The organism is Flavobacterium yafengii (assembly GCF_030010375.1).
GTDB lineage: Bacteria > Bacteroidota > Bacteroidia > Flavobacteriales > Flavobacteriaceae > Flavobacterium > Flavobacterium yafengii.
Genome location: NZ_JASCRY010000001.1, coordinates 1319371 through 1345692, shown reverse-complemented (window position 1 = coordinate 1345692; position 26322 = coordinate 1319371). Strand labels below are relative to the sequence as shown.

Annotated in this window: 29 protein-coding genes; 17 read left to right on the top strand and 12 right to left on the bottom strand. The window is 33.3% G+C overall.

The window, feature by feature from the left end:
- The first annotated feature begins 29 nt into the window (after nt 1-29).
- The 7 genes from QLS97_RS05930 to QLS97_RS05900 all read left to right on the top strand — a co-directional run bounded on the left by QLS97_RS05930 (nt 30) and on the right by QLS97_RS05900 (nt 5137).
- Nucleotides 30-929, top strand: coding sequence for a helix-turn-helix transcriptional regulator (locus tag QLS97_RS05930; RefSeq protein ID WP_282714926.1), 900 nt, complete (start codon nt 30-32; stop codon nt 927-929).
- A 3-nt stretch (nt 930-932) separates the two neighbouring features.
- The gene (locus tag QLS97_RS05925) at nt 933-1133 is read left to right on the top strand and encodes a hypothetical protein (protein ID WP_282714924.1); all 201 of its coding nucleotides are present in this window, start codon (nt 933-935) and stop codon (nt 1131-1133) included.
- A 12-nt stretch (nt 1134-1145) separates the two neighbouring features.
- Nucleotides 1146-1619 carry a 3'-5' exonuclease gene (locus QLS97_RS05920; RefSeq protein WP_282714922.1) on the top strand — a complete coding sequence of 158 codons (474 nt, stop codon included), beginning with the start codon at nt 1146-1148 and terminating at the stop codon, nt 1617-1619.
- Nucleotides 1620-1644: 25 nt separating this feature from the next.
- A complete protein-coding gene (locus tag QLS97_RS05915; RefSeq protein WP_282714920.1) occupies nt 1645-3696 on the top strand; it encodes a DUF262 domain-containing protein in 2052 nt (683 codons plus the stop codon).
- A 131-nt stretch (nt 3697-3827) separates the two neighbouring features.
- On the top strand, nt 3828-4052 hold the full coding sequence (locus QLS97_RS05910) for a beta propeller repeat protein (protein WP_282714919.1): 225 nt from the start codon (nt 3828-3830) through the stop codon (nt 4050-4052).
- 93 nt (nt 4053-4145) lie between these two features.
- The gene (locus tag QLS97_RS05905; protein WP_282714918.1) at nt 4146-4715 is read left to right on the top strand and encodes a hypothetical protein; all 570 of its coding nucleotides are present in this window, start codon (nt 4146-4148) and stop codon (nt 4713-4715) included.
- A gap of 104 nt (nt 4716-4819) precedes the next feature.
- Entirely contained in the window at nt 4820-5137 is a 318-nt protein-coding gene (locus QLS97_RS05900; protein ID WP_282714916.1) for a hypothetical protein, read from the top strand.
- Nucleotides 5138-5193: 56 nt separating this feature from the next.
- On the opposite strand, the gene QLS97_RS05895 is transcribed toward QLS97_RS05900, so the two are convergent.
- From QLS97_RS05895 to hisS, 9 genes are all read right to left on the bottom strand, one after another.
- On the bottom strand, nt 5194-5991 hold the full coding sequence (locus tag QLS97_RS05895) for a Cof-type HAD-IIB family hydrolase (protein ID WP_282714914.1): 798 nt from the start codon (nt 5989-5991) through the stop codon (nt 5194-5196).
- A 22-nt stretch (nt 5992-6013) separates the two neighbouring features.
- Nucleotides 6014-6232 (bottom strand): putative signal transducing protein, encoded by a 219-nt coding sequence (locus QLS97_RS05890; RefSeq protein ID WP_091164573.1) that lies wholly within the window; start codon nt 6230-6232, stop codon nt 6014-6016.
- Nucleotides 6233-6248: 16 nt separating this feature from the next.
- Nucleotides 6249-6962, bottom strand: a complete 714-nt coding sequence (locus QLS97_RS05885; RefSeq protein ID WP_282714912.1) for a DEAD/DEAH box helicase — start codon at nt 6960-6962, stop codon at nt 6249-6251.
- A 96-nt stretch (nt 6963-7058) separates the two neighbouring features.
- Complete coding sequence (locus tag QLS97_RS05880; RefSeq protein ID WP_282714910.1) at nt 7059-8222, bottom strand: sigma-54-dependent transcriptional regulator; 1164 nt, start codon at nt 8220-8222, stop codon at nt 7059-7061.
- A gap of 73 nt (nt 8223-8295) precedes the next feature.
- Nucleotides 8296-9612: an ABC transporter permease gene (locus tag QLS97_RS05875; protein WP_282714908.1), complete on the bottom strand. Its 1317-nt coding sequence runs from the start codon at nt 9610-9612 to the stop codon at nt 8296-8298.
- A gap of 86 nt (nt 9613-9698) precedes the next feature.
- Complete coding sequence (locus QLS97_RS05870) at nt 9699-10619, bottom strand: ABC transporter ATP-binding protein (protein WP_282714907.1); 921 nt, start codon at nt 10617-10619, stop codon at nt 9699-9701.
- Nucleotides 10620-10900: 281 nt separating this feature from the next.
- The gene (dnaJ, locus tag QLS97_RS05865) at nt 10901-12016 is read right to left on the bottom strand and encodes a molecular chaperone DnaJ (RefSeq protein ID WP_099714600.1); all 1116 of its coding nucleotides are present in this window, start codon (nt 12014-12016) and stop codon (nt 10901-10903) included.
- A 44-nt stretch (nt 12017-12060) separates the two neighbouring features.
- Entirely contained in the window at nt 12061-12639 is a 579-nt protein-coding gene (locus QLS97_RS05860; RefSeq protein WP_282714905.1) for a nucleotide exchange factor GrpE, read from the bottom strand.
- Nucleotides 12640-12949: 310 nt separating this feature from the next.
- Nucleotides 12950-14320: a histidine--tRNA ligase gene (hisS, locus tag QLS97_RS05855; protein ID WP_282714903.1), complete on the bottom strand. Its 1371-nt coding sequence runs from the start codon at nt 14318-14320 to the stop codon at nt 12950-12952.
- A gap of 106 nt (nt 14321-14426) precedes the next feature.
- Here hisS and QLS97_RS05850 point away from each other — a divergent pair, with 106 nt between their 5' ends.
- Complete coding sequence (locus QLS97_RS05850) at nt 14427-15671, top strand: ABC transporter permease (RefSeq protein WP_282714901.1); 1245 nt, start codon at nt 14427-14429, stop codon at nt 15669-15671.
- Between the two features lie 222 nt (nt 15672-15893).
- Here QLS97_RS05850 and prmC read toward each other — a convergent pair whose 3' ends face one another.
- Together prmC and QLS97_RS05840 are read right to left on the bottom strand one after the other, a co-directional pair.
- Nucleotides 15894-16784, bottom strand: coding sequence for a peptide chain release factor N(5)-glutamine methyltransferase (prmC, locus tag QLS97_RS05845; protein ID WP_282714899.1), 891 nt, complete (start codon nt 16782-16784; stop codon nt 15894-15896).
- 7 nt (nt 16785-16791) lie between these two features.
- Nucleotides 16792-17277 (bottom strand): GNAT family N-acetyltransferase, encoded by a 486-nt coding sequence (locus QLS97_RS05840; RefSeq protein WP_282715555.1) that lies wholly within the window; start codon nt 17275-17277, stop codon nt 16792-16794.
- Nucleotides 17278-17393: 116 nt separating this feature from the next.
- Between QLS97_RS05840 and ribD the strand changes: the two genes are divergently transcribed.
- From ribD to QLS97_RS05825, 3 genes are read left to right on the top strand one after another with little or no spacing between them, the layout of a single operon-like run.
- Nucleotides 17394-18437 (top strand): bifunctional diaminohydroxyphosphoribosylaminopyrimidine deaminase/5-amino-6-(5-phosphoribosylamino)uracil reductase RibD, encoded by a 1044-nt coding sequence (ribD, locus tag QLS97_RS05835; RefSeq protein ID WP_282714897.1) that lies wholly within the window; start codon nt 17394-17396, stop codon nt 18435-18437.
- Nucleotides 18430-19032, top strand: coding sequence for an HAD family hydrolase (locus QLS97_RS05830; protein ID WP_282714895.1), 603 nt, complete (start codon nt 18430-18432; stop codon nt 19030-19032). The genes ribD and QLS97_RS05830 overlap by 8 nt, the downstream gene beginning before the upstream one ends.
- An 11-nt stretch (nt 19033-19043) precedes the next feature.
- Nucleotides 19044-19673 (top strand): IMPACT family protein, encoded by a 630-nt coding sequence (locus QLS97_RS05825; protein WP_282714894.1) that lies wholly within the window; start codon nt 19044-19046, stop codon nt 19671-19673.
- Between the two features lie 29 nt (nt 19674-19702).
- Here the strand turns inward: QLS97_RS05825 and QLS97_RS05820 are convergent, their stop codons facing one another.
- Nucleotides 19703-20107 (bottom strand): acyl-CoA thioesterase, encoded by a 405-nt coding sequence (locus QLS97_RS05820; RefSeq protein WP_282714892.1) that lies wholly within the window; start codon nt 20105-20107, stop codon nt 19703-19705.
- Between the two features lie 184 nt (nt 20108-20291).
- Here QLS97_RS05820 and dnaA point away from each other — a divergent pair, with 184 nt between their 5' ends.
- From dnaA to QLS97_RS05790, 6 genes are all read left to right on the top strand, one after another.
- Complete coding sequence (dnaA, locus tag QLS97_RS05815) at nt 20292-21719, top strand: chromosomal replication initiator protein DnaA (RefSeq protein ID WP_035674283.1); 1428 nt, start codon at nt 20292-20294, stop codon at nt 21717-21719.
- A 7-nt stretch (nt 21720-21726) separates the two neighbouring features.
- Nucleotides 21727-22194 carry a low molecular weight protein-tyrosine-phosphatase gene (locus QLS97_RS05810; protein WP_282714890.1) on the top strand — a complete coding sequence of 156 codons (468 nt, stop codon included), beginning with the start codon at nt 21727-21729 and terminating at the stop codon, nt 22192-22194.
- A 68-nt stretch (nt 22195-22262) separates the two neighbouring features.
- On the top strand, nt 22263-22985 hold the full coding sequence (locus QLS97_RS05805; protein WP_282714888.1) for an SAM-dependent methyltransferase: 723 nt from the start codon (nt 22263-22265) through the stop codon (nt 22983-22985).
- 506 nt (nt 22986-23491) lie between these two features.
- Complete coding sequence (locus tag QLS97_RS05800) at nt 23492-24025, top strand: hypothetical protein (RefSeq protein ID WP_282714886.1); 534 nt, start codon at nt 23492-23494, stop codon at nt 24023-24025.
- A gap of 174 nt (nt 24026-24199) precedes the next feature.
- On the top strand, nt 24200-25327 hold the full coding sequence (locus QLS97_RS05795; protein ID WP_282714884.1) for a methionine aminotransferase: 1128 nt from the start codon (nt 24200-24202) through the stop codon (nt 25325-25327).
- A gap of 76 nt (nt 25328-25403) precedes the next feature.
- Nucleotides 25404-26285, top strand: a complete 882-nt coding sequence (locus QLS97_RS05790) for an SDR family oxidoreductase (protein WP_167547431.1) — start codon at nt 25404-25406, stop codon at nt 26283-26285.
- Nucleotides 26286-26322: the final 37 nt, after the last annotated feature.

The following is a 26322-nucleotide window of genomic DNA, read 5'->3' as shown; positions in this document are numbered from 1 at the left end:
ATTATCTTTGAAAAATAAATCGAACAATTATGTCAAAATTAATTTATTTTAAAAGGTATTTGTATGTTATAGATCGCTTGAGAAGCAGACCATGTAGTTTTAGTGAATTGCAAGATCATGTGATGCATAAACTAGAACAGGACGATATTGATACGACTTTTGAATATGCCATACGCACTTTTGAACGCGATAAAAAAGATATTACAACTCTTTTTGGAATCGTTATTCAATACAACCGAAAAGACAAAACCTATACTATTGATGAAGAAGAAATAGAAGACCAATCCGTAACTCGAATGATAGATGCCTTTTCGATACATCACGCACTGCAAGAAGGAAATAAATTGTCACCAAGTGTATTTCTTGAAAAGCGAAAATCATTAGGAACTGAACATATTTATGGTATTATTCATGCCATACAAAATGGTTATCTTTTACAATTTACCCATCAAAAGCATTGGGAGGATTTTAGTACCCAACGAGAAGTGAAACCCATTGCTATCAAAGAATCGCAACAAAGATGGTATTTAGTCGCACAAGACAAAAAAGACTATACTGTAAAAACCTTTGGTTTAGACCGAATTTCGAACTTAAAAATTACAGATACCAAGTTCAAACCCATTGCTTATAACGTAGAAAAAGAATTTCAACACGCTTTTGGAGTTGAAACATACTCTCTTGCCGAAAAAGTGGTTTTGCAGTTTTCTAATAAACAGGGTAACTATATCAAAACATTTCCATTGCACGAATCCCAACGCATTGTGAAAGAAACCGAAGATACGGTTGTCATAGAAATTTTCATCCACACCACTAATGATATTATTATGGAACTGCTGAAATACGGATCGAATGTAAAAACACTCTCTCCTATTTCACTTCAAAATGAAATCAAAAATAGAATTTTGGAAATGTCAAATCTTTATATATAATTTATGGAAAAGGAAGAATTTGTGAGCTTGTTTTCAAAACGGATTGATAAGCTAGAACGTACTTTTAAGGAAAAATTCCCTGAAGGGATAGATGATAGAACAACAGCCACTATTCCGTTAGGTTTTATGAATCGATTAGTAATTGATGGTAGACTGTATAAGATAGAAATTTCAGGAATGAATATTACAAATTGTAATGAATAGCAATTAAATTTTATGAATTCTTTTACTGCGTTAGATTTTGAAACTGCAACGGGTTACAGGAATAGTATTTGCCAAGTTGGATTGGTTAGAGTAGAAAACGGAATCATTACCAAAGAAGTCAATATATTAGTACAACCACCCCATAATTATTATTGGAGTCGTTTTACGGACATTCACGGAATTTCAGCCAAAATGACTTCCAATGCACTTGCTTTCGATCAAGTTTGGCATCAAATTGCTCCTTATATCGAAAATCAAAATGTAGTGGGGCACAATGGTTTTGGCTTTGATTTCCCAGTTTTGGATAAAACACTTAACTACTATAATTTACCAACTCCCGACTATAATAAATTTTACACCTATAAGATTTATAATACAAATTTAGCTAACTTGTGCCAAGAACATAATATTCCGCTGAATCATCACGATGCGCTGAGTGATGCTAGAGCTTGTGCGGAGTTGTATTTGAAAAGTTTAAAAGGATAAAATAAATAAAATAAAAATCATATAAATGAAAAGTTACACATTAAGAGAAATATCACAATGGCAAAAAGAAGTTTCTGGAGAAGAAACCAAAATTTCTCTACCATCATTACAGAGGGGTTTTGTGTGGAAACCTGAACAAATTGAAGCATTATGGGATTCTATTTTTAGAGGGTATCCTATCGGCGCGATTATGATGTCAGTTGATAAAGAAAACAATCGCTTTTTATTAGATGGTCAACAAAGAAGTACATCAATTGCTTTGGGTCATTTTAATCCTTTTGATAATAATTCAGAAAATTTTCTTTCCTTAAAAACATACAAACCGAGTGTTTGGATAGACTTAAATACGGCAAATGCAACCGAAACTCAAAAATTCACTTTTCGCTGTTTAACACAATCCCATCCTTGGGGTTATCAATTAAAAGTAAATTCAAATTCTTTGAGTATGCAAGATAGGCGAAATGCAAATACTTTTTTTAATCGTGATGAAAAAGTAGAGCGTTATACTGATTTGAAATCAGACAAAATCAATCCTTGGGATTCAAAATTCCCAATTCCATTGTCTTTTATTTTAGAAGAAACAACAGAAAACTTCATTGATTTTAAGTCAAGTATTATTAATAAAACTAAGGAGCTAAATATAAAAACTAAACATTCTGGAAACGAATACGTGGATTTTGATGAGGTAGTTGATGAGGATTTGAATAAAATATTTTTAGGATTCTTGAATTACAAAAGACTTCAAATTCCAGAAATAGCTGTTAATGCAGAAGTATTGAATGAATCTGAAAATAATATAGAAAACGAAAGTCAAGACCCAACATTATTTGTAAGATTAAATTCAGCAGGAACAAGAATTTCTGGAGAAGAATTGATTTATTCAATCTATAAAGCAAGTTTTCCAAAAATTAAAGATTTGGTCGAAAATATTGGAGCATCGTATATCTCTCCCAGTAAAGTTATAGGCATTTTTTCTAGATTAGTTTCCTGTGAGCAGAATAATTACAACAGCTTTCAAAAAGAATTTACTGTAGTTAATTTTAGAAAAAAAGTTCAAGAAGAAGAATTTAAGAAGTTGCTTAACAACTATATTGGTAATGCAACAGAAAGTAAAGCAAACCAATTGATTGAAAATGCGATTGAAATCTTAAAAAAAGGAATGAAAAATATTCCTAATATATTAATCAAACAATGGGTTTTAACGAATATTGATCTGTTTTATGTACTAATTATATATTTGAATAAATATGATTTTGTAACATTATCAAATGAAGAAAAAAATGACATTGCCTCAACCTATATTTATACACTTTGGTTTAACCGTGATGGAAAAAAAATTGCCTCTAATCTTTTTAATTCCTTGCTAAAAAATGACACTAAAGTTAGTTGGAAAATTGCATTATCAGATTTGACAGTAGAAAATTTAGTCATTCCAGTTATTACTCCAAAATTGTTAAAAGAAAATTTAGAGAGAATTGTAATTGAAAGAAGAGTTAACTTTAATCATTTTGATGTTATTAGAGATGAGAAATTATTAGATAATGAAGTTTTAAAAATCTTACAAAATGACTCAGATGATATTAATATAGCAAATACTAATTGGGATTCTTTTATCCATCAATTGTACGGAAATAAATCGATGCTTTTGTTTGCTCAACGTGATTATATGAATTCCAAATTTAAGGAATTTAATCAAATTGAAAATATTGATGATACTAATAGACCTTGGGATTGGGATCACATCTATCCAAATAGTTGGGTCTATAATAATAAAGGTATTGACGAACTAGTAAAAAGGTGGGTCAATTCTATTGGTAATTTTAGAGCTTTATCTTATGATGATAACAGAAGTGAAAGTAATACAATGTCACCAAAAGCGAGATTTGAAAAAGATGATAAAAAAGAAGAAAGTTTTATCAAGGATGATTATGTGTTTTGGAATCAAATAGATTCTAGTTTTAATAGAATTAAAAACAGTGATCCAGAAAAAACAAAATTATTTTTGAATGCAGTTATTTCTAGAATGGTTAATATTTATGCAGATTGGTATGAAAATTATTATATCAATATTTCATAATTATTGATGCAAACAATTTTTCATAAACGACACTCCTAAAAGTGTCGTTTTTTTTAATAATATTTACAAAATGTCATCTTTTGGCAGTGTACTATTTTACTTTTGATCTATAACTTTAAAACAAAAAAATTATGAGTCAAATGGTTTCACATCAAGGAGAATTAGTTCGAATTAACGTAAACAAAAATTGCATTGAGTATTCTACAAATGATGGTCGGTCATGGCATGGCAGATCTTCAAAATCAATAATTTTTGAATTTCAGGATTTAACTGATAATGGGAATGAACTTTTAGCATCTACCTCAAAAGGGCTGTATTATTCAAAAAACAAGGGTGCATCTTGGCATAAAAGATAAATACACAAAATCCCGATTAGTCGGGATTTTTCAGTTTTAGGATGGTTTTCCACTCTCGAAAAATAAAATTCATCATTTGTAAATAGCATTTAAGTGGCAACTAACAAACTCAAAATAACCCTTTTTGGCGAAAACTGGAAAACAAAACGGTTAGTGCTGCCGGAAGAACTATTAAAAAAAATAATGGACGCAGCTAATAAAACGCGACAACCTATAACAGCTGTTATTATTGATCCTTTTTTCTATAACTCCCTTCAGAATAAAACAATCCAATCTTTCGAAGACCTAGATGGAAACACGACAGAAGGACTTATCAACTCATCCAAAAACCAAGTAGAAATTTGGTATAAAAACAAAAAAATTAAAAAATTAAAAATAGATGATTTAAATGAGAAATTATTACTTTTCCCTTTATACAACGCTACAATCCAAAAAGTAAGTTTTCATTTAGAGAAAGGTTTTTATGTAGAACAGACAGAAATAGGCTTAATAGCAAGCTTTGAAATTAGGACAAACGAATTCAATATTGATGACTTAAAATTTCAGCTATTACAAATAAACGAATTAACTCTTTTGGAAAAGGTTATATATAAAGATCAAGTCTTAATCAACAACAAAAAAGATACTTTAATTACTTTTCAAAACTGCTATGAAATAATCTAAACACACATAATAATAAAACATCTGCCTAATAAATCTACTCCGCCCTATTTTGTCGTACTTACCCAATACATTTGCTTTGTTAAAAACAATAAAGTAATGATACTATGGAAACGAGGCAATTAAAAATTACAAATTTTAAACTTAGTTATGATGGGATGTACCATATTGAAACGGAAAATAAAAAGCAATTTACAATTTATATATTCCCTGGAGATTTGATGAAATTATTTCAAAAAGAAGGATTTAGCATGAATAAGGTTATATCAATTTGGAAAGAAAAATGGGAATTACATTTTGTAAAAACCACCATAAGAGCAAATGTGTTTTACTTGAATAATGAATTTGATGATTGCATCACTTCTCAGTCTGTAGAAGAATTAAATAACTCCGAAGTACAGTTAATTGATGTCATCATAGAATAAAATCTTCTTTATACTATTCAACCAAAACATGAAAAACAAACCTAAATAAAATAATCTTAGTTCAAGATAAATCGTCTCACCACCTCAGCAACTCCATGATTATTATTTGAAGCTACAATAACATCTCCTTTATCTCTCAATTCAGGATCTACATTATCAACCCAAACCCCTAATCCGGCATATTGGATCATTGTCAAATCATTTCCTGCGTTTCCAACGGCTATAATTTCGCTTTGAAGAATGTTCAGTTTTTCGGCTAAAAATTTGATACTGGCAGCTTTATCAATTCCGTTTTGTGCTACTTCAAGAAAGAAAGGCTTTGACATGCTGACACTAAGATGTGGCATGGCTGCTTTCAAATCTTTTTCTACTTCTTTAAGATAAATTGGATCTTCTAATAAAATACATTTTACAGCGGAAGACTGAACCTCTTCTTTAAAACTAACAACTTTATTATGTTCTAAACCAGTGATGTTTTTTTCAATTTCGATAAATTCAGAATCCGTTTCACTCACAATTTTTCCATTAACATAAGTAATAATATGTGTATTACTTTTTAAACTGTAATCATACAATTCATGGATTTGTTCTTGGGTTAACGTTTGCTCAAAAATGACTTTATCTTCCTTTAAATCTGTAATAACAGCGCCATTATACGATATCATATACGAATTATCTAATTGTAATTCTTTGGCATATGAGGTCATTGCTGGCGTTGGTCTCCCGGAAGCCAAAATAACATAAACACCCAATTCCTGTGCCTTAAACAACATTTCTCTATTCTCATTCGAAATTTTATGATCATCAGTCAACAAAGTGTCGTCCATGTCTAAAACCAACATTTTATATTTCATTCTATTTTTATTGTGAATATGTTTAAATACTCATTCTGAATTCTTCAATAACTGGATTCGCTTTAGAAAACTCTGTTTCCTGAATAAACAATTCCACCGCTTGACCTAATTCCCCAAATCCTCCCAATCGAGCTGATTGTATATTATTTTTCAAAACAGTATCAACACCTATTGCTTCAATTCTTTCCTGTAACGCTAAAGCTAAAATTTCACTTCCCGAAAACACTTTCATTAATCCCATTTTACTCTTTATTTAATTATTTATTACCGTTTTCTTCATCACCTTCTTGCTCCTCAGAATCATCTGCTTCATCCGTTTCAAAGATTTCGTCCTCGTCTTCATCCTCTTCCTCGTCTTCTCCATCAAAATCGAATTCAAAAGGCTCCACTAGCATTTTTTCAGCAAGGATTTCTATTCGTTCTGTAAACTGTTCCGAGAAAATAATACGTTGGGTTCTAACAATGCTATTCGAGATACGCATAATTTTAGTTTCATGACGCAATTTCAAAATTGGATCTGCATCATCCAAAATAAACATTTTCAATCGGTTTACATTAAATCCAGCCGTGGTAAACATTTCACTTAACTTATTTGGAGTCCCAATCAACACATCAACTCCGCTAGAAATATAATTTTTATCGTATTCCATATCTCCTTTATCATGAATACCATAGACTTCTAAATTAGAACTCTTTCCGTATTTTTCAAAAAGTGATTCCATTTCCAATACTTTGGCTTTGTCTTCGACAATAATCAAAGCCCTTGGTGATTCTTCGTTTGCGCCTGCCAATCTCTGAATTACATTCAGCACAATTGTTGTCGATTTTCCGCTTCCTTTTGGTGCAATAATAATACAATCCGAACCACTTTTCAGTGTCGAAAATGTTTCTTTTTGCATCGCATTAGCTTCAGTCAAACCGTTTTCAATTAGGGCTTGTTGCAACTCTTCGTTTATTTTTTTTAGTTTCATTTCTTATGATTGAAAGATGAAAAAATGAAAAAATTGAAAGATTAAAACAGATGCCAAATCTTTAAATCTTCAAATTTTTAAATCATTAAATTAGTTTTATTTACTTGCGAATAACTTCACATCATTTTCGGAAATTTCGCTTCCGCCAAGGATAATCAAGCGTTCCACTACATTTCGCAATTCACGAATGTTTCCTGTCCAATCGTATTCCTTCAATAAATTAATCGCTGCTGAAGAGAATTTTTTCACTACATTTCCTTGCTCCGAAGCAATCTTATCTGCAAAATGCGAAATCAACATCGGAATATCATCCCGTCTTTCATTCAACGCAGGAACTTTTATCAAAATTACTGCCAAACGATGGTATAAATCTTCCCGGAAACGACCTTCGGCAATTTCCTTTTTCAAATCTTTATTAGTAGCCGCAACCACACGAACATCAACTTTTATGTCTTTATCCGCTCCCACTCTGGTAATCATACTTTCTTGTAAAGCGCGCAATACTTTGGCTTGCGCCGAAAGACTCATATCCCCAATTTCATCCAAGAAAATAGTTCCTTTATCTGCGGCTTCAAATTTTCCTGCGCGGTCTTTTACTGCCGATGTAAACGCTCCTTTTACGTGACCGAATAATTCACTTTCTATCAATTCAGACGGAATAGCAGCACAATTCACTTCAATTAAAGGGAAATTAGCGCGTTCGCTTTTTTCGTGCAATTGATGGGCTACCAATTCCTTTCCGGTTCCATTTGGTCCCGTGATTAAAACTCTGGCTTCGGTCTGTGCTACTTTTTCAATCATCACTTTGATGTGATTGATGGCGTCGCTTTCGCCAATCATTTCATAGTTTTTACTGACTTTTTTCTTCAGAATTTTATTCTCTACTACGAGTTGTTTTTTGTCCAAAGCATTTCGAACCGTATTCAATAATCGGTTTAAATCCGGTGGTTTTGAGATGTAATCAAACGCTCCCAAACGCATCGTATTGATTGCAGTTTCCATATCGCCGTGACCGGAAATCATCACCATAGGAATTTCGGGTTTGATTTTTTTGACTGCTTCCAAAACTTCAACACCGTCCATTTTTGGCATTTTGATGTCGCACAAAACCAAGTCGTAATCGTTGTTTTTTATTTTTTCAAAACCTGCAACACCATCTTCGGCTTCTTCAACCTGATAAGTATCGTTTTCTTCAGAGAGTATTTTTGTGAGTACTCTTCGAATTGCAGCTTCGTCTTCTATGATTAGTATTTTTGACATATTTTTTGATTCGATTATTTGCTCATTCGGTTAATCGGTTAAACAAATAACCAAATCCACGAATTAACTTCTATTAATATTTTAACCAGCGGTACATTTCACTCCACGTTGGTTTTTTGCCGTACATGAGTATTCCTATTCGGTATATTTTTGCGGCAAACCAAACTACAAAAAAGAAGCTTCCGAATAATAATGTTACAGATATTGCAATTTGCCACAAAGGTACGCCAAACGGAATCCGCATCAGCATTACGATTGGTGAGGTAAGCGGAATCATTGAAAAAACGACTGCAATTGTCCCATGCGGATCATTGATAACAGTGAAAAATCCGATGTAAACGCTCAACATTAATGGCATAATGATTGGCAACAAAAATTGTTGTGAATCCGTTTGATTATCGACTGCAGCACCAATCGCCGCGTAAAATGAACTGTACAGAAAATAACCGCCAATGAAATAAATTACAAAGCCACCAAGAATACTTGCAATGGGTAAATTCCATAATTCTTTAATATACATTTGGGCAGTTCCTGTCATTTCTTGCTGTGCAGTTTGCATCATTTCTGGTGAAACCCTGGCTGTAGGTCCCACATTTACACCAAAAAACACGGAGGCTGCAAACATTAATGACATTCCGATTATTGCCCAAATAAAGAATTGCAACAATCCTGCCAATGAAGTTCCTATGATTTTCCCCATCATTAATTGAAATGGTTTGACTGAGGAAATTATAATTTCTACTATTCGGCTGGTTTTTTCTTCGATGACACTTCGCATCACCATGTTCCCGTAGATGATTATGAACATCATAATAAGATATCCAAATGCGCCACCGATACCAATTTTTATTTCGTTAAGTCCTTTGACACTTTCTTCACCAGATGCTTTTGTCAAGCTGATATTTACTTTTGACTGCGCATTTTTAATTGCCAGCGTATCTAAATGTGCTTTTTCTAAATTATTTTTGGTCAGTTTATTGGCTATCACATCCTGAACATTTTCAATGAATGAAATACTTGGACTACTGTTTGAAATAAACTGGATTTTACTTTCGAAATCCTTGGAATTACTCGCTTTTGGAATATATAACAATCCTTCATAGCTTTCATTTGTGATACTGTCTTTGAGGAATTTTAAATCTATCAAAGACAAATCAAGGTATTTATACGCTTTGTTTTTATTGTTTTGGGAAGTAAATTCCTTTACAAACATACCCGATTCATCATGAATAGCGATTCGTTTGGTATCTGCTTTCATGGAACTTAAATACGCTACAAAAACGGCTATTCCCACAAATAGTAACGGACTTAAAAAAGTCATAACAATAAAGGATTTATTGCGCACTTTGGCAATAAACTCTCTTTTTATAATTAATGATACTATAGACATTTTAGATTATTAGATTATTGGACATTTTAGACTGTTAGAATTATAAACCTTTAGATTTTCTAAAAATCTAAGAAGTCTAAGAAAGTCTATTGTGTTACTGTTTGAATGAATATATCGTTAACACTTGGGATTTTTTCTACAAAATGCGTTACCTGACCGCATTGCGTTAGGATATTCAATAACTCATTTGGTGTGGCATTCCCGAGTTGGATTTCCAGTTTTAATTCGTTGTTCAATGATTTAAAATTAGCTGGACCAACGATAAATTTCTGTGTAATAGCATACATCAAACCTTCTACATTCTCCGATAAAATGCCCACTTCAAAACTATTGGTTTTAAATTGTCTCTTAACATCATCCAGTTTTCCTTCAATGAGTTTATTGGATTTGTGAATCAGCGCAATATGGTCGCATAATTCTTCAACACTTTCCATTCGGTGTGTCGAAAAAATTATGGTAGCTCCCTCTTCTCGCAACGCCAGAATTTCATCTTTGATAATATTGGCATTTACAGGATCAAAACCAGAAAAAGGTTCGTCAAAAATCAACAGTTTGGGTTTGTGCAAAACGCAGACCACAAACTGAATTTTCTGCGCCATTCCTTTAGATAGTTCTTGGATTTTCTTGTTCCACCAGCCTTGAATTTCTAATCTTTCGAACCAATACTCCAGTTGTTTTTTGGCTTCAGCCTTAGAAAGTCCTTTCATTTGAGCCAAATACAAGCATTGTTCTCCCACTTTCATTGTGTTGTACAATCCTCTTTCTTCTGGTAAATAGCCTATATATTGAACATGTTTGGGTTGCAATTTTTCACCATCCAAAATAATTTCACCGCTGTCAGGCAATGTAATTTGATTTATAATTCGGATAAGTGATGTTTTTCCGGCTCCATTTGGACCTAAAAGTCCGTAGATACTTCCTTTTGGAACCATTAATGAAACCTCGTTAAGCGCCACATAATCACCGTATTGCTTGACAACTTTATTCACTTCAAGAATATTACTCATGCTCATTTTTTAATTGGTGTAAAAGTAAATAATTAGTATCGAAATACTTAGAATAGTTTCATATATGTAGCATTTAATTTTTTGAGGTCCTAGATGTTATCGCCTTATATTTATTGGTGTTTATCTCACAATATTTTATTTTCATCGGAGTTCGATGATTTTCAATTGTTTGCAACAAACAAATTGGTAGTGGCGATTTCATAAAAAACCCATCCTTATTTTAACAAGGATGGGAAATATATTTTTTAAACAGCATCGATAAATTGTATCGCTACTTTTTATTATGAAAACATGTCTTTCACTTTCTCAAAAAATGATTTGTCTGATTTTTCAGGATTTGGAATAAAATTCTCATCGGTAAGATTTTTTTCGAAAAACTGTTTTTGCTCTTTGCTCAGTGTTTTTGGAGTCCAAACATTTACATGTACCAATAAATCGCCGTTTCCGTACCCATTGATACTAGGAATTCCTTTTCCTTTTAATCTTAGAATTTTACCGGATTGAATTCCTTCTTCCAGTTTGATTCTCACTTTTCCGTTTATAGCTTCGATATCTTTGGAAATTCCAAGAACAGCTTCAGCGAAGCTGATGTATAAATCGTAGTGTAAATTCTCTCCTTCACGTTTCAAGAACTCATGCTCCAATTCTTCAATAGCAACAATCAAATCTCCCGGAATACTGTTTCCCGGAGCATCGTTTCCTTTATTAGAAACTTTCAATTGCATTCCGTCCACAACACCCGCAGGTATTTTTATTGAAACCGTTTCATCTTCAAGAATCATTCCTTGTGAATCCGCTTCGGATGGTTTTCTGTCTAAAATTTGACCTGAACCACTACATGTTGGACATGTAGAAGCAGATTGCATTCTACCCAAAATGGTATTTGTAACGCGCATTACTTGTCCTTGACCGTTACATGTAGAACATGTTTTATAGGTAACCCCAGGTGCTTGAACTTTACGTTTTACTTTTACTTTTTTCTCAACGCCATTGGCAATTTCTTCCAATGTCAATTTTACTTTGATACGAAGGTTGCTTCCTTTAGCACGACGAACGCCGCCGCCTCCACCGCCTCCGAAACCACCAAAACCGCCTCCGAAAATATCACCAAACTGACTGAAAATGTCATCCATATTCATTCCGCCGTGACCACCTCCGCCAAAACCACCAGAACCATCAAAAGCTTGATGACCATATTGATCGTATTTTGCTTTTTTCTGAGGGTCGCTTAATACTTCGTAAGCTTCAGCAGCCAATTTGAATTTATCTTCTGCCGATTTGTCTCCAGGATTTTTGTCAGGATGAAATTGTAGTGCGTTTTTTCGGTATGCTTTTTTAATTTCAGCAGCATCAGCATTCTTTGAAATGCCTAATATTTCGTAAAAATCTTTTTTCATTTTTATTTTTTTATGTCGTACAGATGCGATTTATCGCGTCTCTACTACTGACCGATAACAACTTTTGGAAAACGAATGATTTTGTCTCCTAATTTATATCCTTTTTCAAGAACGTCGACAATTTTACCTTTCATTTTATCTGATGATGCAGGAATTTGAGTTATTGCTTCGGCAAAATCAGCATCAAAAGCGTCTCCAGCCTTTACCTCAACTTGCTCTAATCCTTTAGAAACTAAAGTGTTTTTTAATTTTTCATGAATAAGCTCCACTCCTTTTAGCAGCAATTCATCTTCTGATTTGCTTATTTCCACAATCGCTCTATCGAAATCGTCTAAAACAGGTAACATGGCAAGCAAAACTTCTTGATTAGCTGTTTTAAACAACTCGATACGCTCTTTAGTAGTTCTGCGTTTGTAATTTTCAAATTCAGCAAATAATCGTAAATACTTGTCTTTCTCTTTGGCTAAGTCTTGAGTCAATTGCTCTTCCAGACTTAATTCCTCAATAATGATTTGCTCTCCATTTGCATTATTTTCTAAAGTCACATCATCTATTTCTTGATCAATTTCTGTATTTTCAGTAGTCATATTACTTGTATTTTTAAAAATATTCTTAAACTTCATTTTTATTCTTTTCTATGGATTGCAAAAGTACTGCCAATTCTTTTAAAATGTCAAATTGTCACCTTTTTATCGAATTTATAATTCTTTTTAAATTTTATACGTTTTAAAACAAATTTTAAGACCTTGAAATTTTAATAAAATTTTAAGACTATCTAGATATAGTTTATTTAAATTTGTTTCAATTATTTACCGTTAATTTTCTGTAAATAAAAAACTAAAGATTGCCTACAAATTATTAATTCACCATTATTTTATATTAAAAAAAGCTTCGTCTAGTAGACGAAGCTTTTTTTATGCTTTTAAAATAAAACTACAATAATGCGTTTTTCAAACCCTCAAAATCTACTGAAGTCTGTTCTCCGCTCACTAAATTTTTAAGAGAAAAAGAATTGGCAGCCATTTCCTGTTCCCCTGCGATTACCGCAAAAGGAATTTCTCTTTTATCAGCATGCTGAAACTGCTTCGCCACTTTCGCATTATCCGGATACAATTCCACTTTTACACCTAAATTCCTTAATTCTTTTATCGCTTTCATCGCATAAAAAGCTTCTGTATCGCCATAATTAATAAACAACGCTTTAGAAGTTGCCGTTACGGTTTCAGGAAATAAATTCAATTCTTCGACAACCAAATAAATTCGATCCAATCCAAAAGAAATTCCCACGCCGCTCATATTTTTCAATCCGAAAATTCCGGTCAAATCATCATATCGTCCGCCACCGCCAATGGATCCCATCGAAACTGATTTTGGCGGAGCCACTTCAAAAATAGCACCCGTATAATAATTTAGTCCTCTGGCCAAAGTCACATCCAAATCTAAAATTGCTGTTGACAATCCAAGTTCCGTAACGTTGTCACAAATAAAACGCAGCTCTTCAACTCCTTTCATTCCTTCATTGGACTCCGCAAGCAAAACAGAAAGTTGGTTTATTTTCTCTGAAATAGTTCCTGTGAAATTAAATAGCGGCTGTACTTTCAGAATTGCTTCTTCCGAAATTCCTTTCTCCATCATTTCTTTTTTCACGCCGTCCTCGCCTATTTTATCGAGTTTGTCTAACGCAACAGTGAAATCTATTAATTTATCGGATGCGCCTATCACTTCGGCAATTCCGGATAATATTTTTCTATTATTGATTTTGATGGTTACACCTTCTAAACCTAAAGCAGAAAAAACAGTATCGTACAATTGTACCAATTCTACTTCTTGCCACAATGATTTAGAACCTACCACATCAGCATCACACTGAAAAAACTCTCTGAAACGTCCTTTTTGCGGGCGGTCAGCTCTCCAAACGGGTTGGATTTGGTACCTTTTAAATGGAAATTCAATATCATTTTGGTGTTGTACCACATAACGCGCAAACGGAACGGTTAAGTCATAACGCAAGGCTTTCTCGGAAATACTTGACGTTAATTTTGTACTGTCTTTGTTTTCTAAATGAGTCGCATTGGCTTTCGCCAAATAATCTCCGGAATTTAATATTTTAAAAATCAAACGATCGCCTTCTTCTCCGTATTTCCCCATTAAGGTTTCGGAGTTTTCGAACGAAGGAGTTTCTATCGGTTGAAAACCAAATTTCTCGAAATTACTTTTTATAATCTGAATGATATAGTGACGTTTTGCCACCTCAGTTGGTGAAAAATCTCTGGTTCCTTTTGGAATGCTCGGTTTTGATGCCATTGTGTATACTTCTTAAATAAGACTGCAAATATCTTATTTTTAAAATAAATAATGCTTCTTCTAAAACAAACTTGTAACAAAAATTGTATTTTCGTGTCAAACTGCTATGATGTTAAAATTATTCAAAGAAAATATTCGAATTGCATTCGGTTCCATCAGAACACAATTGTTGAGAACCGTTCTAACTGTGTTGATTATCGCTATCGGAATAACAGCTTTAGTTAGTATCCTTACTGTTGTTTCTGCTTTAGAAAACACTATTTCCTCTGATTTCGCATCGATGGGAGCCAATACATTCAACATTAATCAATACGAAAACACCACTCGAAATCGAGGCGGCGGAGAAAGAGAAATAATAAATCCTATCATTTCTTATCCTGAGGCGGTTGCTTTCAAAAACAAATACAAATATCCTTTTACTGAAACTTCGCTTTCTTTTACCGCAACTTCTATTGCTGAAGTAAAATATGAGTCGTCTAAAACAGATCCCGAAAACACTGTTGTTGGTGTCGATGAATTTTTTATTACCAACTCCGGATTAGAAACCAGCTCTGGACGTAATTTCACCAGATTTGACATCGATAACAATGCGTATGTATGTATTGTAGGTTCTGATTTTGAGAAAGGATTATTAAAAGACGTAAATCCTATTGATAAACTAATCTCGATTCGAGGAGCTAAATTTAAAGTTATTGGAGTATTAAAAGAGAAAGGATCTACTTTTGGAAACAGTCAGGATTTAAGAATTTTGATCCCTATTCAACTGGCTCGTTCCATGTTTACAGCTCCAAGTATAAATTACACAGTGAGTGTTATGGTTTCTAAAAAAGAATTATTAGATGAAGCCATAGACAATGCAACAAGCACCATGCGCCGCGTTCGTAAATTAAGCCCGATAAAAGACAATAATTTTGGAGTAGTTCGCAGTGATGATCTTATCAACAGAATCCTTGGAATCACAAAATATCTTGGACTTGCTTCTTGGCTAATCGGTATCATTACCGTTCTTGGATCTTCGATTGCGTTGATGAATATCATGATTGTTTCGGTAACGGAACGCACACGGGAAATAGGCGTTCGAAAAGCCTTGGGAGCCAAAAAAACAACGATTGCTTTTCAGTTTTTTATAGAAACTTTACTTATTGGTCAGTTGGGTGGATTGGTAGGAATAATTTTCGGAATCTTAATTGGTTTTGGTATTGCAACTGCCATGAGTTTTGCATTTGTAATTCCGTGGAGCGCAATTATGGCGGCATTTATAACCAGTTTTATGGTTGCAATCGCTTCTGGTTTATATCCTGCAATAAAAGCGGCTATGCTAGACCCAATTGAAGCATTGCGATACGAGTAGTTTGCAGTAATCAACTTCATTGCGAGCAACGAAGCAATCACATTTAATATTTTTCAAAACAATTTGGGCGTGACCACATTAAAAAAAGGGGCTAACTAATCTTAACGTGCTAGTTGCCCCTTTTTTTAATGCGGTCGGGTCATCCGCGTTACAAGGTAACTCGCTCCTACCCCTCACGCAAACCCCGTAAAACCAGAATTTTTGCATAAACAACAACCAAAGTTAGATGCGATTGCTTCGTTCCTCGCAATGACAACTAAGCATCCTGTCATTTCCGTAAATATCTTTTCGTAATTGGATGTTTTTGAAATTCATTTTTTCGAGTAAATCAACCATTTCTTTTCCTAAATATTGATTGATTTCAAAATACAATTGTCCATTTTTAGACAAGTTTTCCTGGGCCAATTCGGCTATTTTTTTATAAAAAATCAACGCATCATTATCTTCAACAAAAAGTGCCAAATGCGGTTCATTGTCCAATACATTTTTCTTGATTTCTTCCTTTTCTAAATTGCGAACGTAAGGCGGATTAGAAACAATAATATCAAATTGTTGCCTTAAATCTTCTGTTTCAAGAATGTTTTGATTGATAAAAGTAACGTTGACGGAATTATTTTCTGCGTTTGTTTTGGCTGTAGCCAAAGCCTTTTCAGAAACATCAATGGCAAAAACCTGAGCATTTGGAATATTCTTCGCCAATGAAATGGCAATACAACCGCTTCCGGTTCCAATATCCAAAATACGGATATTTTGACTTTCGACTTTCGACTTTTGACTTTCTAAAATCCATTCGACTAATTCTTCGGTTTCGGGTCTTGGAATCAAGACATTTTCATTGACTTCAAAATCCAATCCATAAAAACTCGTTTTTCCTAAAAGATATTGTACTGGAATTTCCTGTTTCAATTGTTCCAAAATCGAGTTCCAAACTACGATTTCTTCCTCCGAAAAAACCAAATCAGGATGCAACGCCAAGTCTATTCTTTTCAATTGATGTTTTTCTTCTAATATTAAATAGAAGAAACTCTCTGCTTCTCCAGCATCATAAATTGGAGTCAGTTCTTGAATAAATTGGGTTCTGTATTCTTTAATTTTAAAAGAGCTCTTTTTCATTTAAAATTTATAATTTTTTAAGCATCCAAACAGGACAACTGGTATGACCTGTGCTCCCCATTGGGGAACAAATGTATTCGAAACCTACTTTCTTGTACAGTTTTTGAGCATCAAGCATAAAAGGCATTGTTTCCAAATAGCATTTTTCAAAACCAAAGTCTTTGGCACTTTGTAAACATTGAGCCATCATTTGGCTTCCAATTCCAAGACCTCTAGTTTCCGGTAGAAAATACATTTTTTGAAGTTCACAGATGGTTTCCGCTTCATTTTCAAGTGGCGCAACTCCGGCAGAACCTATGATTTTCCCATCCTTTTCTACAACATAATAAACCGATTTAGGTTTGTTGTATTCCTCAAACATTAAATCCAAATACGGATCTTCATAAGCCGTTCCTACTTTTGGAATGTTTAATTCGTCAAAAACCGCTCTTATCAATGCTGCAACTGCTTGATTGTCCTCTTTTTTTATTTTTCTAATGCTGTAATTTTCCATTTTCTTCAAAAACTAATTTTACATGCAAAAATAGAAATTGTTTAGTGTTATTTTAGAAAGTTTCAAAACTAATCTCGAAGTTTCGGGGCTAAACCCAAAATAACTACTTTTGTGTTGTGAAAATACATGAAAAATACATCCGACGCTGCATCGAATTAGCCAGAAATGGTTTGGGAACAACTTATCCAAATCCTTTGGTAGGCAGTGTTATTGTTTATGAAGACAAAATCATTGGCGAAGGCTGGCATAAAAAATCGGGAGAACCACACGCCGAGGTAAACGCTGTGAATTCCGTAAAAGATAAATCGTTATTGAAAAAAGCGACTATTTATGTGAGTTTAGAGCCGTGTAGTCATTTTGGCAAAACGCCACCTTGTTGTGATTTGATTATCAAAAATAAAATTCCAAATGTAGTTATCGGAACTGTTGACCCCAATATAAAAGTTGCAGGAAACGGAATCAAAAAACTAATGGAAGCCGGAATACATGTTACTGTAGGAATTCTTGAAGGAGAATGCAATGAACTTAACAAAAGGTTTTTTACATTTCACGAAAAGAAAAGACCCTATATTATTTTGAAATGGGCCGAAAGTCAAGATGGTTTTATCGCGCCAAAGGTAAAATCAGAAAAAAAACCGGTCTGGATTACAAATCAGTATTCGAGACAATTAGTACATAAATGGAGAACTGAGGAACAAGCTATTTTGGTGGGAACTCAAACTGCTATTGATGATAACCCCAAATTAAACGCACGGGATTGGTCCGGAAACAATCCGATTAGAGTCGTTTTAGACCAAAACAATCGCATTCCTAAAGACAACCATGTGTTTGACAATCACGTTAAAACAATCTTATTTTCTAAATCGAAACAACCTATTGAAAAAGAAAACTGTATCTTTGAGTATCTTGATTTTGAACAAAACATAGCAACTCAAATAATACAATCACTATATCAGCATCAAATTCAATCCATTATTATTGAAGGCGGGCGACAAACTTTACAAACTTTTATTGATGCCAATCTTTGGGACGAAGCTAGAGTATTTGAAGGAAGTGTCGAATTTAAGGACGGAACCAAGGCTCCAAATCTTACTAAAAACCAGTTCAAAAAACAATCTATTGGTAATGATCGATTAATACTATCTAGAAACTATGATTAATACTATAATTTTTGATTTTGGAGATATTTTTATCAACTTAGACAAAGAAGCCCCTATTGTTGCCTTTACTAAATTAGGTTTAAAAGAGTGGACTGAGGATTTAAATGAACTCAACTTATCATTTGAAAAAGGAAAAATTTCTGAACTTCAATTCATCGAAGGCTTTCAGAAGCATATGCCTAATACCTCAATAAATGAGATCAGGAAGGCATGGAATACCATTTTACTGGATTTCCCATTGTACAGACTTGAATTTCTGCAAATGCTTTCGCAAAAATACCGTTTATTTTTGTTAAGCAATACGGATGCGATTCACATCGATAAATTCCAACATAAGGCCGGAATAACTTTTTACAGAGAATTTTATGAATGTTTTGAAAGGGTTTATTTTTCTTTTGAGTTAGGCATGCGAAAACCTGACGCCGAAATTTTCAATTATTTGGTAAAAAAACATGAATTAACTCCAAAACGCACTTTATTTATTGATGACAAAAAAGAAAATACCGATGCTGCACTTGCATTAGGATTCCAAGTTTGGAATTTACAAGTAGGAGAAGAAGATGTTGTCCATTTATTTGACAAAAAAATAATTTAGAAAAGTAGCTTTTGGAATTTAAAGACACCTACAACACTATTGATTTTCCCTCTTCAGCAGTATTATTCAAAGAAAAAAACAGTAAATTTTTTGGTTATGCCTTCCCAATTCAATCAGAGGAAGACGTAAAACCACTCATCGAAACCTTGCGCAAACTACACCCTAATGCAGGACATTTTTGTTATGCGTATCAAATAGGCCCTGATACTGTAACGTATAGAGCTAATGATGATGGTGAACCAAGCAATAGTGCAGGAATGCCTATTTATGGACAAATTCAGTCTTTTTCTGTGACCAATGTACTTATTGTTGTCGTCCGAATATTTGGTGGCGTGAAATTAGGTGTTGGAGGATTAATTTCTGCTTATAAAACGACCGCACAAATGGTTCTGGAGACCTGTGAAATTGTCGAAAAAACGATAGATATTCATTTTACAATCACATTTGATTATCAAAATATGAATAAAGTGATGCGGGTAATCAAGGAAAAAAAACTGGAAATTGTAAGTCAAGAAATGGAAATAAATGAAGATTCAGGACTTCCAATAGGCAAAATTGAAATAAAAACCCGAAAAAAAAATGCCGAAATGGTATTCGACATTTTTAGTTCAATGTTTGAAATCGATATAAAACGACTCTAATTTCTACTCAAAATTGCTTATTTTGTAATTTATTCTATTGTTTTTAAGAGTTCTAAAATATAATCCGGCGGAGCGGTAGGACGACCTGTTTTTAAGGACACAAAAACAAGAATAAATTGGGCAGTTGTTAATAACTCATCAGACTCATTATAAATAGCGCAATCAAATTCTATCTTCACAGAACTCTGGCTTTTGAAAACAGTGTGAACGGTAAGCAACTCATCATAGCGAGCTGATTTTTTATAATTTATATTCATGGAAACTATCGGAAGCGCAATTCCACTTTCTTCCATACTTTTATACGAAACCCCTTTGTTTCTGAGCCATTCCACTCTTCCTATCTCAAAATAAGGGATGTAATTTCCGTGATAAACAACGCCCATTTGATCCGTTTCAGAGTAACGCACCCTAACTTGTATTTGATGATCTTTCATTAATTATGTATTAAAATTTTTAAATTTAAAAAGCTCCTTACAACAATAATTTGGAAAATTATTGTCCAATATATTTTTTTTTACAGAAATTTGTTCACATATTTGTTACCCCGATAAATAATAAGAAAACATCTTTTTTTTTGTAAGATAACAATTACCAATTAAAAATAATTTAACAGAATATATGAACAAAACTGCTCAATCAGTATGGGAAAACTGTTTGTCTTTCATAAAAGACAACATTCAGGATCAAGCTTACAAAACTTGGTTCGAACCAATCAAATCAGTTGAACTTACCGATAACGCATTATATATTCAAGTTCCAAGTAAATTTTTCTACGAATGGCTAGAAGAACACTATGTAAAATTGTTAAAAGTTGCACTTACCAAAGAACTTGGGAAAAACGCAAAGTTACTCTATAAAATCAGAATGGAAAACACTTATGGCAACAAACAACCGTTTACGGAGCAATTGCCAAGTGCCAACAGAGTTCCTATGAAGCCGCAAGAAGTTGATGCTCCATTCAAAAACTTAAACCCTGAATTAAAAAATCCATTTGTAATCCCGGGAATCCGAAATTTAAAAATTGAATCTCAACTGAATGCCAATTACAGTTTTGATAATTTTCTAGAAGGAGATTCTAATAGACTAGCGCGTTCTGCAGGTATGGCTGTTGCCAATAAACCTGGAGGAACTTCATTTAATCCATTATTGATTTTTGGAGGAGTTGGACTAGGAAAAACACACTTAGCACACGCTATTGGTGTAGAAATAAAAGACAAGTACCCAGAAAAAACAGTTTTATACATTTCAGCTGAGATTTTCACACAACAATATATTGACTCGGTTAAGAAAAATAACCGAAATGATTTCATACACTTCTATCAATTAATTGATGTTTTAATTATTGATGATGTTCAATTCCTTTCTGGAAAGTCTGGAACGCAGGATGTATTTTTCCATATCTTCAATTATTTACACCAAAATGGTAAACAGGTAATCTTGACATCAGACAAGGCGCCAGTTGACATGCAAGATATTGAACAACGATTGTTATCGCGTTTCAAATGGGGATTGTCTGCTGAATTGCACCAACCGGATTATGAAACCAGAATTTCTATCCTAAAAAATATATTGTACAGAGATGGTGTAGAAATCCCTGAAGAAATAATAGAATATGTTGCCCGTAACATCAAATCCAATGTAAGAGAACTGGAAGGAGCCATCATTTCCTTGATTGCACAATCTTCATTCAATAAAAAAGAAGTTACACTGGAACTTGCTAAAAGTGTTGTAGAAAAGTTTGTTAAAAATGTAAAACGAGAAATTTCTATCGATTACATTCAAAAAATTGTTTCGGATTATTTCCAATTGGATTTAGAAACATTACAATCAAAAACCAGAAAAAGGCACGTTGTTCAAGCCCGTCAATTGGCAATGTTTTTTGCAAAAAAATTCACAAAAGCATCTTTAGCAAATATTGGTTCTCAAATTGGGGACAGAGATCACGCTACCGTATTACACGCATGCAAAACCGTTGATAATTTAGTTGCTACCGACAAACAATTCAAGAAATTTGTTGAAGATATCAATAAAAAATTAACGCTGTAAACGCATCATGTCCGTGAAAATTTTAATGGTCTGTTTAGGCAATATTTGTCGATCACCCTTAGCCGAAGGCATATTAGCCTCCAAGCTCCCAAAAAATAAATTCAAAGTTGATTCAGCAGGAACTGGTTCTTGGCACGTAGGCCATAAACCGGACGATCGTTCCGTTGCCGTAGCAAAAAAAAATAAAATAAATATTTTAGATCAAAAAGGAAGACAATTCAGTAAATCTGATTTCGATTCATTTGATTATATTTATGTAATGGATAATTCTAATTACAACGATGTCATTGAACTTGCCGAAAATCAAGAACAGAAACAGAAAGTACAACTCATTTTAGATGAATTATTTCCAAACGAAAAAGTAGATGTTCCGGATCCTTATTTTGGTTTACCCAATGGATTTGAAATAGTTTATAATATGCTTGATGAAGTTTGCGATATAATTGCAAAAAAATTAATAGATAAGCATCAATAATCTTTTGGATTTAAAATTTTCACAAGAAATCAACAAAAAATTTACTTTAGAAACGTAAAACTACAGCAATGCAAACAACTACTTTATTAGGAAAACTGTACTTAATCCCTACTACGATGGGCGATTGCGATCCAATGGATGTGTTGCCTCAAACCGTAAAAAGAAGTATTGATTTTATTGATTATTATATTGTTGAAAACGAAAAAACAGCCCGAAAATCAATTAAAGGCGTAAATCCTGAAAAGAAACAATCCGAGCTAAAACTTTTTGTATTAAACAAACATACCCAAACCAAAGAGCATTTAGATTTCATTAAACCTTTATTAGAAGGGAAAAATATGGGATTAATGAGTGAAGCAGGTTGCCCTGGTGTTGCTGATCCTGGTGCTGTTATTGTAAAATTGGCACATGAAAAAGGAATTCAAGTTGTACCGTTAGTTGGACCTTCTTCTATTCTTTTGGCTATGATGGCTTCCGGAATGAATGGCCAAAGTTTTACTTTTAATGGCTATTTACCGATCGAAAAAGGAGAAAAAAAGACAGCTCTGAAAAATCTGGAAAAATTATCTCAGGACAAAAACCAATCTCAAATATTCATAGAAACTCCGTATCGAAATAATAAAATGCTAGAGGATATCTTACAAGCTATTAATCCTGCCACTCATCTTTGTATCGCAACGGATATTACTTTACCTTCAGAATACATCAAAACCATGCGAGCCTCTGATTGGAAAAAAGTACAGGTAGATTTACACAACCGCCCTACTATTTTCATCATTCACAAAATGTAATATTTAAGATTTTTGACTTTAAAACCGAATTCAAAATTTTATTTAGAAACTTATCGCTTTCCAAATAATACAAAAACACTTCTATTTTAGTGCTCTAATTTCATTTCCAAAATTAAACTTTTGGAAAGGTTTCCTCTATCAATTTCATAACCTAAAGAATTCCTTACTAAAAGGTTCTTTTTTATTTTGAAATAGCTAATTCTCCTTTATTTCTTCGTTATTGCAAATGGATTTTCCTGCTAAAAAACGCCCATAAAACCCTTATTTATATTAACATTATTTACAAAAAAATTAACCTGTCTACCTATAAAAAAAAGGTAATTTTACTAATGCTCACAGTCATTTTTTGATTCAAAATTCAAAAAATAAAACTACTAATGTTATGAATTATAACGATTTAAATAAATTATAAACAACAAAAAGGGGAAGAAATGAATTAAGCCTTATCAATTATTTTTATCATTAATGTATTATTTATTAGACCATTAATTCAAAAACAAAGTATCATGAAATCATATATAATTATTTTATTTTTTTTAGGCATAAGCACACTATCTTATTCCCAAGATAAAGAAGTTAATTCAGGGCAAGGAAATATTAAAATGGAAAATTTACCAGGAGTTGTAATTAAAAGTGCAGGTAAAGATTTCTCCATATACTTACCTGATAGAAACCCAGATAAAAGTGTAAGAGCACTTGAAGAAAAATTCATAGCCTATGATTTAGGGAGAGATTATGAAGGATTTGAAAATTATTTGGTGATTATGGAAACCAGTAAAGGCACATTGACCGCAACATATAATGAAAATGGTAAATTGACTAGTGTGATTGAGAACTATAAAAACATAAAACTTCCCAACAGTGTAATTTACTCCATTTACAAAACATATCCAGGTTGGCAGATTATAAATGACAAGTATTTATATTCTCAAAAAGAAGGTGATATTATTAAAAAAGAATACAATCTTAAAATAAAAAAAGGCAATGAAGTTCGAAAATTAATTGTCAAACCAGATGGCGAGATTGTTAAAACAAATTAAACTGCTAATAACCTTAAAGAAAAAGCTACCAATTGGGTAGCTTTTTTTTAACATACGATTTAGCAACTAAATAAGAAAAGTAATAACTTAAATTTTTGATAATTATCAGCCCGTAAAAAATTAAAATTAGGATTAAACTACTACTTTTATAAAGTAATAAATGTTGTTTTTTTTATGAGTAAACTACCAAATATCAGCACGAGTATTTTTACGGTTATGTCAAAAATGGCAGCTGAATATAACGCAATCAATCTTTCACAAGGTTTTCCAAACTTTCCTGTTGACGAAAGATTAACTGATATTGTTGTGAAACTGGCGAAAGAAAATGTGCATCAATACACTCCAATGTCAGGATATCCGCCCTTATTATCAAAAATAGCGACACTCGTTAAACACTCCTATGGAAGAACTATTCAGCCCGAAACGGAATTGCTGGTTACTGCCGGAGCAACACAAGCTATTTTTACCACGATAACGGCTTTGGTAAAAAATAATGATGACGTAATTATCTTAGATCCAAGTTATGATTGCTATGAAGCACCCGTCTTATTGTGCAACGCAAATCCGGTTCGGGTAGCGCTGAATGATGATTATACTCCAAATTGGGAAATTATCGAAAAGGTGTGTACCTCAAAAACCAAAATGATTATCATCAATAATCCGCATAATCCAACGGGGAAAATTTTAACGGAATCTGATTTTGAAGCCTTGGAAATCCTATTAGAAAAATATCCTAATATCGTGCTTCTTTCTGATGAAGTCTATGAATACATCACTTTCGAGGAGAAACATATTTCGGCTCATACACGCGAGAAACTATTAAATCGTAGTGTGATGGTTTCCTCTTTTGGAAAATCGTTCCATGTTACAGGTTGGAAAGTGGGCTATTTAGTAGCTCCTGAATACTTAATGAAGGAAATCAAAAAAGTACATCAGTTTTTAGTTTTTAGCGTAAATAGTATTTCTCAAATTGCCATTAGCGAGTATCTAGATATCGTTTCTATTGCTGAAATCGGGAAATTATATCAGGAAAAACGAGATTATTTTAGACAATTATTAAAAAACAGTCGGTTCAAACTCATGCCATGCGAGGGAACTTATTTTCAGGTAGCTTCGTATGCAGCTATATCAAAGGAGAATGATGTTGATTTTTGTAAACGTCTCATTACTGAACATGGCGTGGCTGCAATTCCTATTTCTACTTTTTATGCCGATGGGAAAGACTTGAAATTAATACGTTTCTGTTTTGCCAAAGACAATACTACGCTGGAAGAAGCTGCTAAAAGATTGTGTGCGATTTAAAAGAAACGATTTTGTTTTTTTATTATGCACGCATACTATTTAATTTGTTATATTTACAATAAAAAAATATCAAAATATGAGTTATACAGATAAAATGTTACGCGACGATGCCCTGAAAGGCAAAGTGATTGTCGTAACCGGAGGCGGAAGCGGTTTAGGAAAAGCAATGACTAAATATTTCTTGGAATTGGGTGCGCAAGTTGCCATTACTTCCAGAGATTTAGAAAAACTGAAAAATACTGCAGCAGAACTGGAAACGGAAACAGGCGGAACGTGCCTTCCTATTCAATGTGATGTACGCCATTATGAAGAAGTCGAAAATATGCTCCAAGAAGTTTTGAAAGCTTTTGGTAAAGTGGATGTTTTACTGAATAATGCTGCCGGAAACTTTATTTCTCCAACCGAAAGATTATCTGCAAATGCCTTTGATACCGTTATTGATATTGTTTTAAAAGGAACCAAAAACTGCACCCTTGCTTTTGGAAAACATTGGATTGACACCAAACAAAAATCATCTACTATCTTAAATATTGTTACGACTTACGCTTGGACAGGTTCTGCTTATGTGGTACCAAGTGCTACAGCAAAAGCTGGAGTTTTAGCCATGACAAGAAGTCTTGCGGTAGAATGGGCTAAATACGGAATTCGTTCTAATGCAATTGCTCCGGGACCATTCCCAACTAAAGGTGCATGGGACCGATTATTACCAGGAGATTTAGCCGAAAAATTTGATATGGCTAAAAAAGTGCCGTTAAAGCGTGTAGGAGATCATCAGGAATTAGCCAATTTAGCGGCTTATTTAGTTTCTGATTTTTCAGCGTATGTAAATGGTGAAGTAGTTGTAATTGATGGTGGCGAATGGTTGAAAGGCGCCGGTCAATTCAACATTCTGGAAGCTATTCCTGAAGAACTTTGGGATCAGTTGGAAATGATGATTAAAGCAAAGAAGAATAAATAATAGTTTTTATAAAATAAAAAAGAGAGTCATTCATACG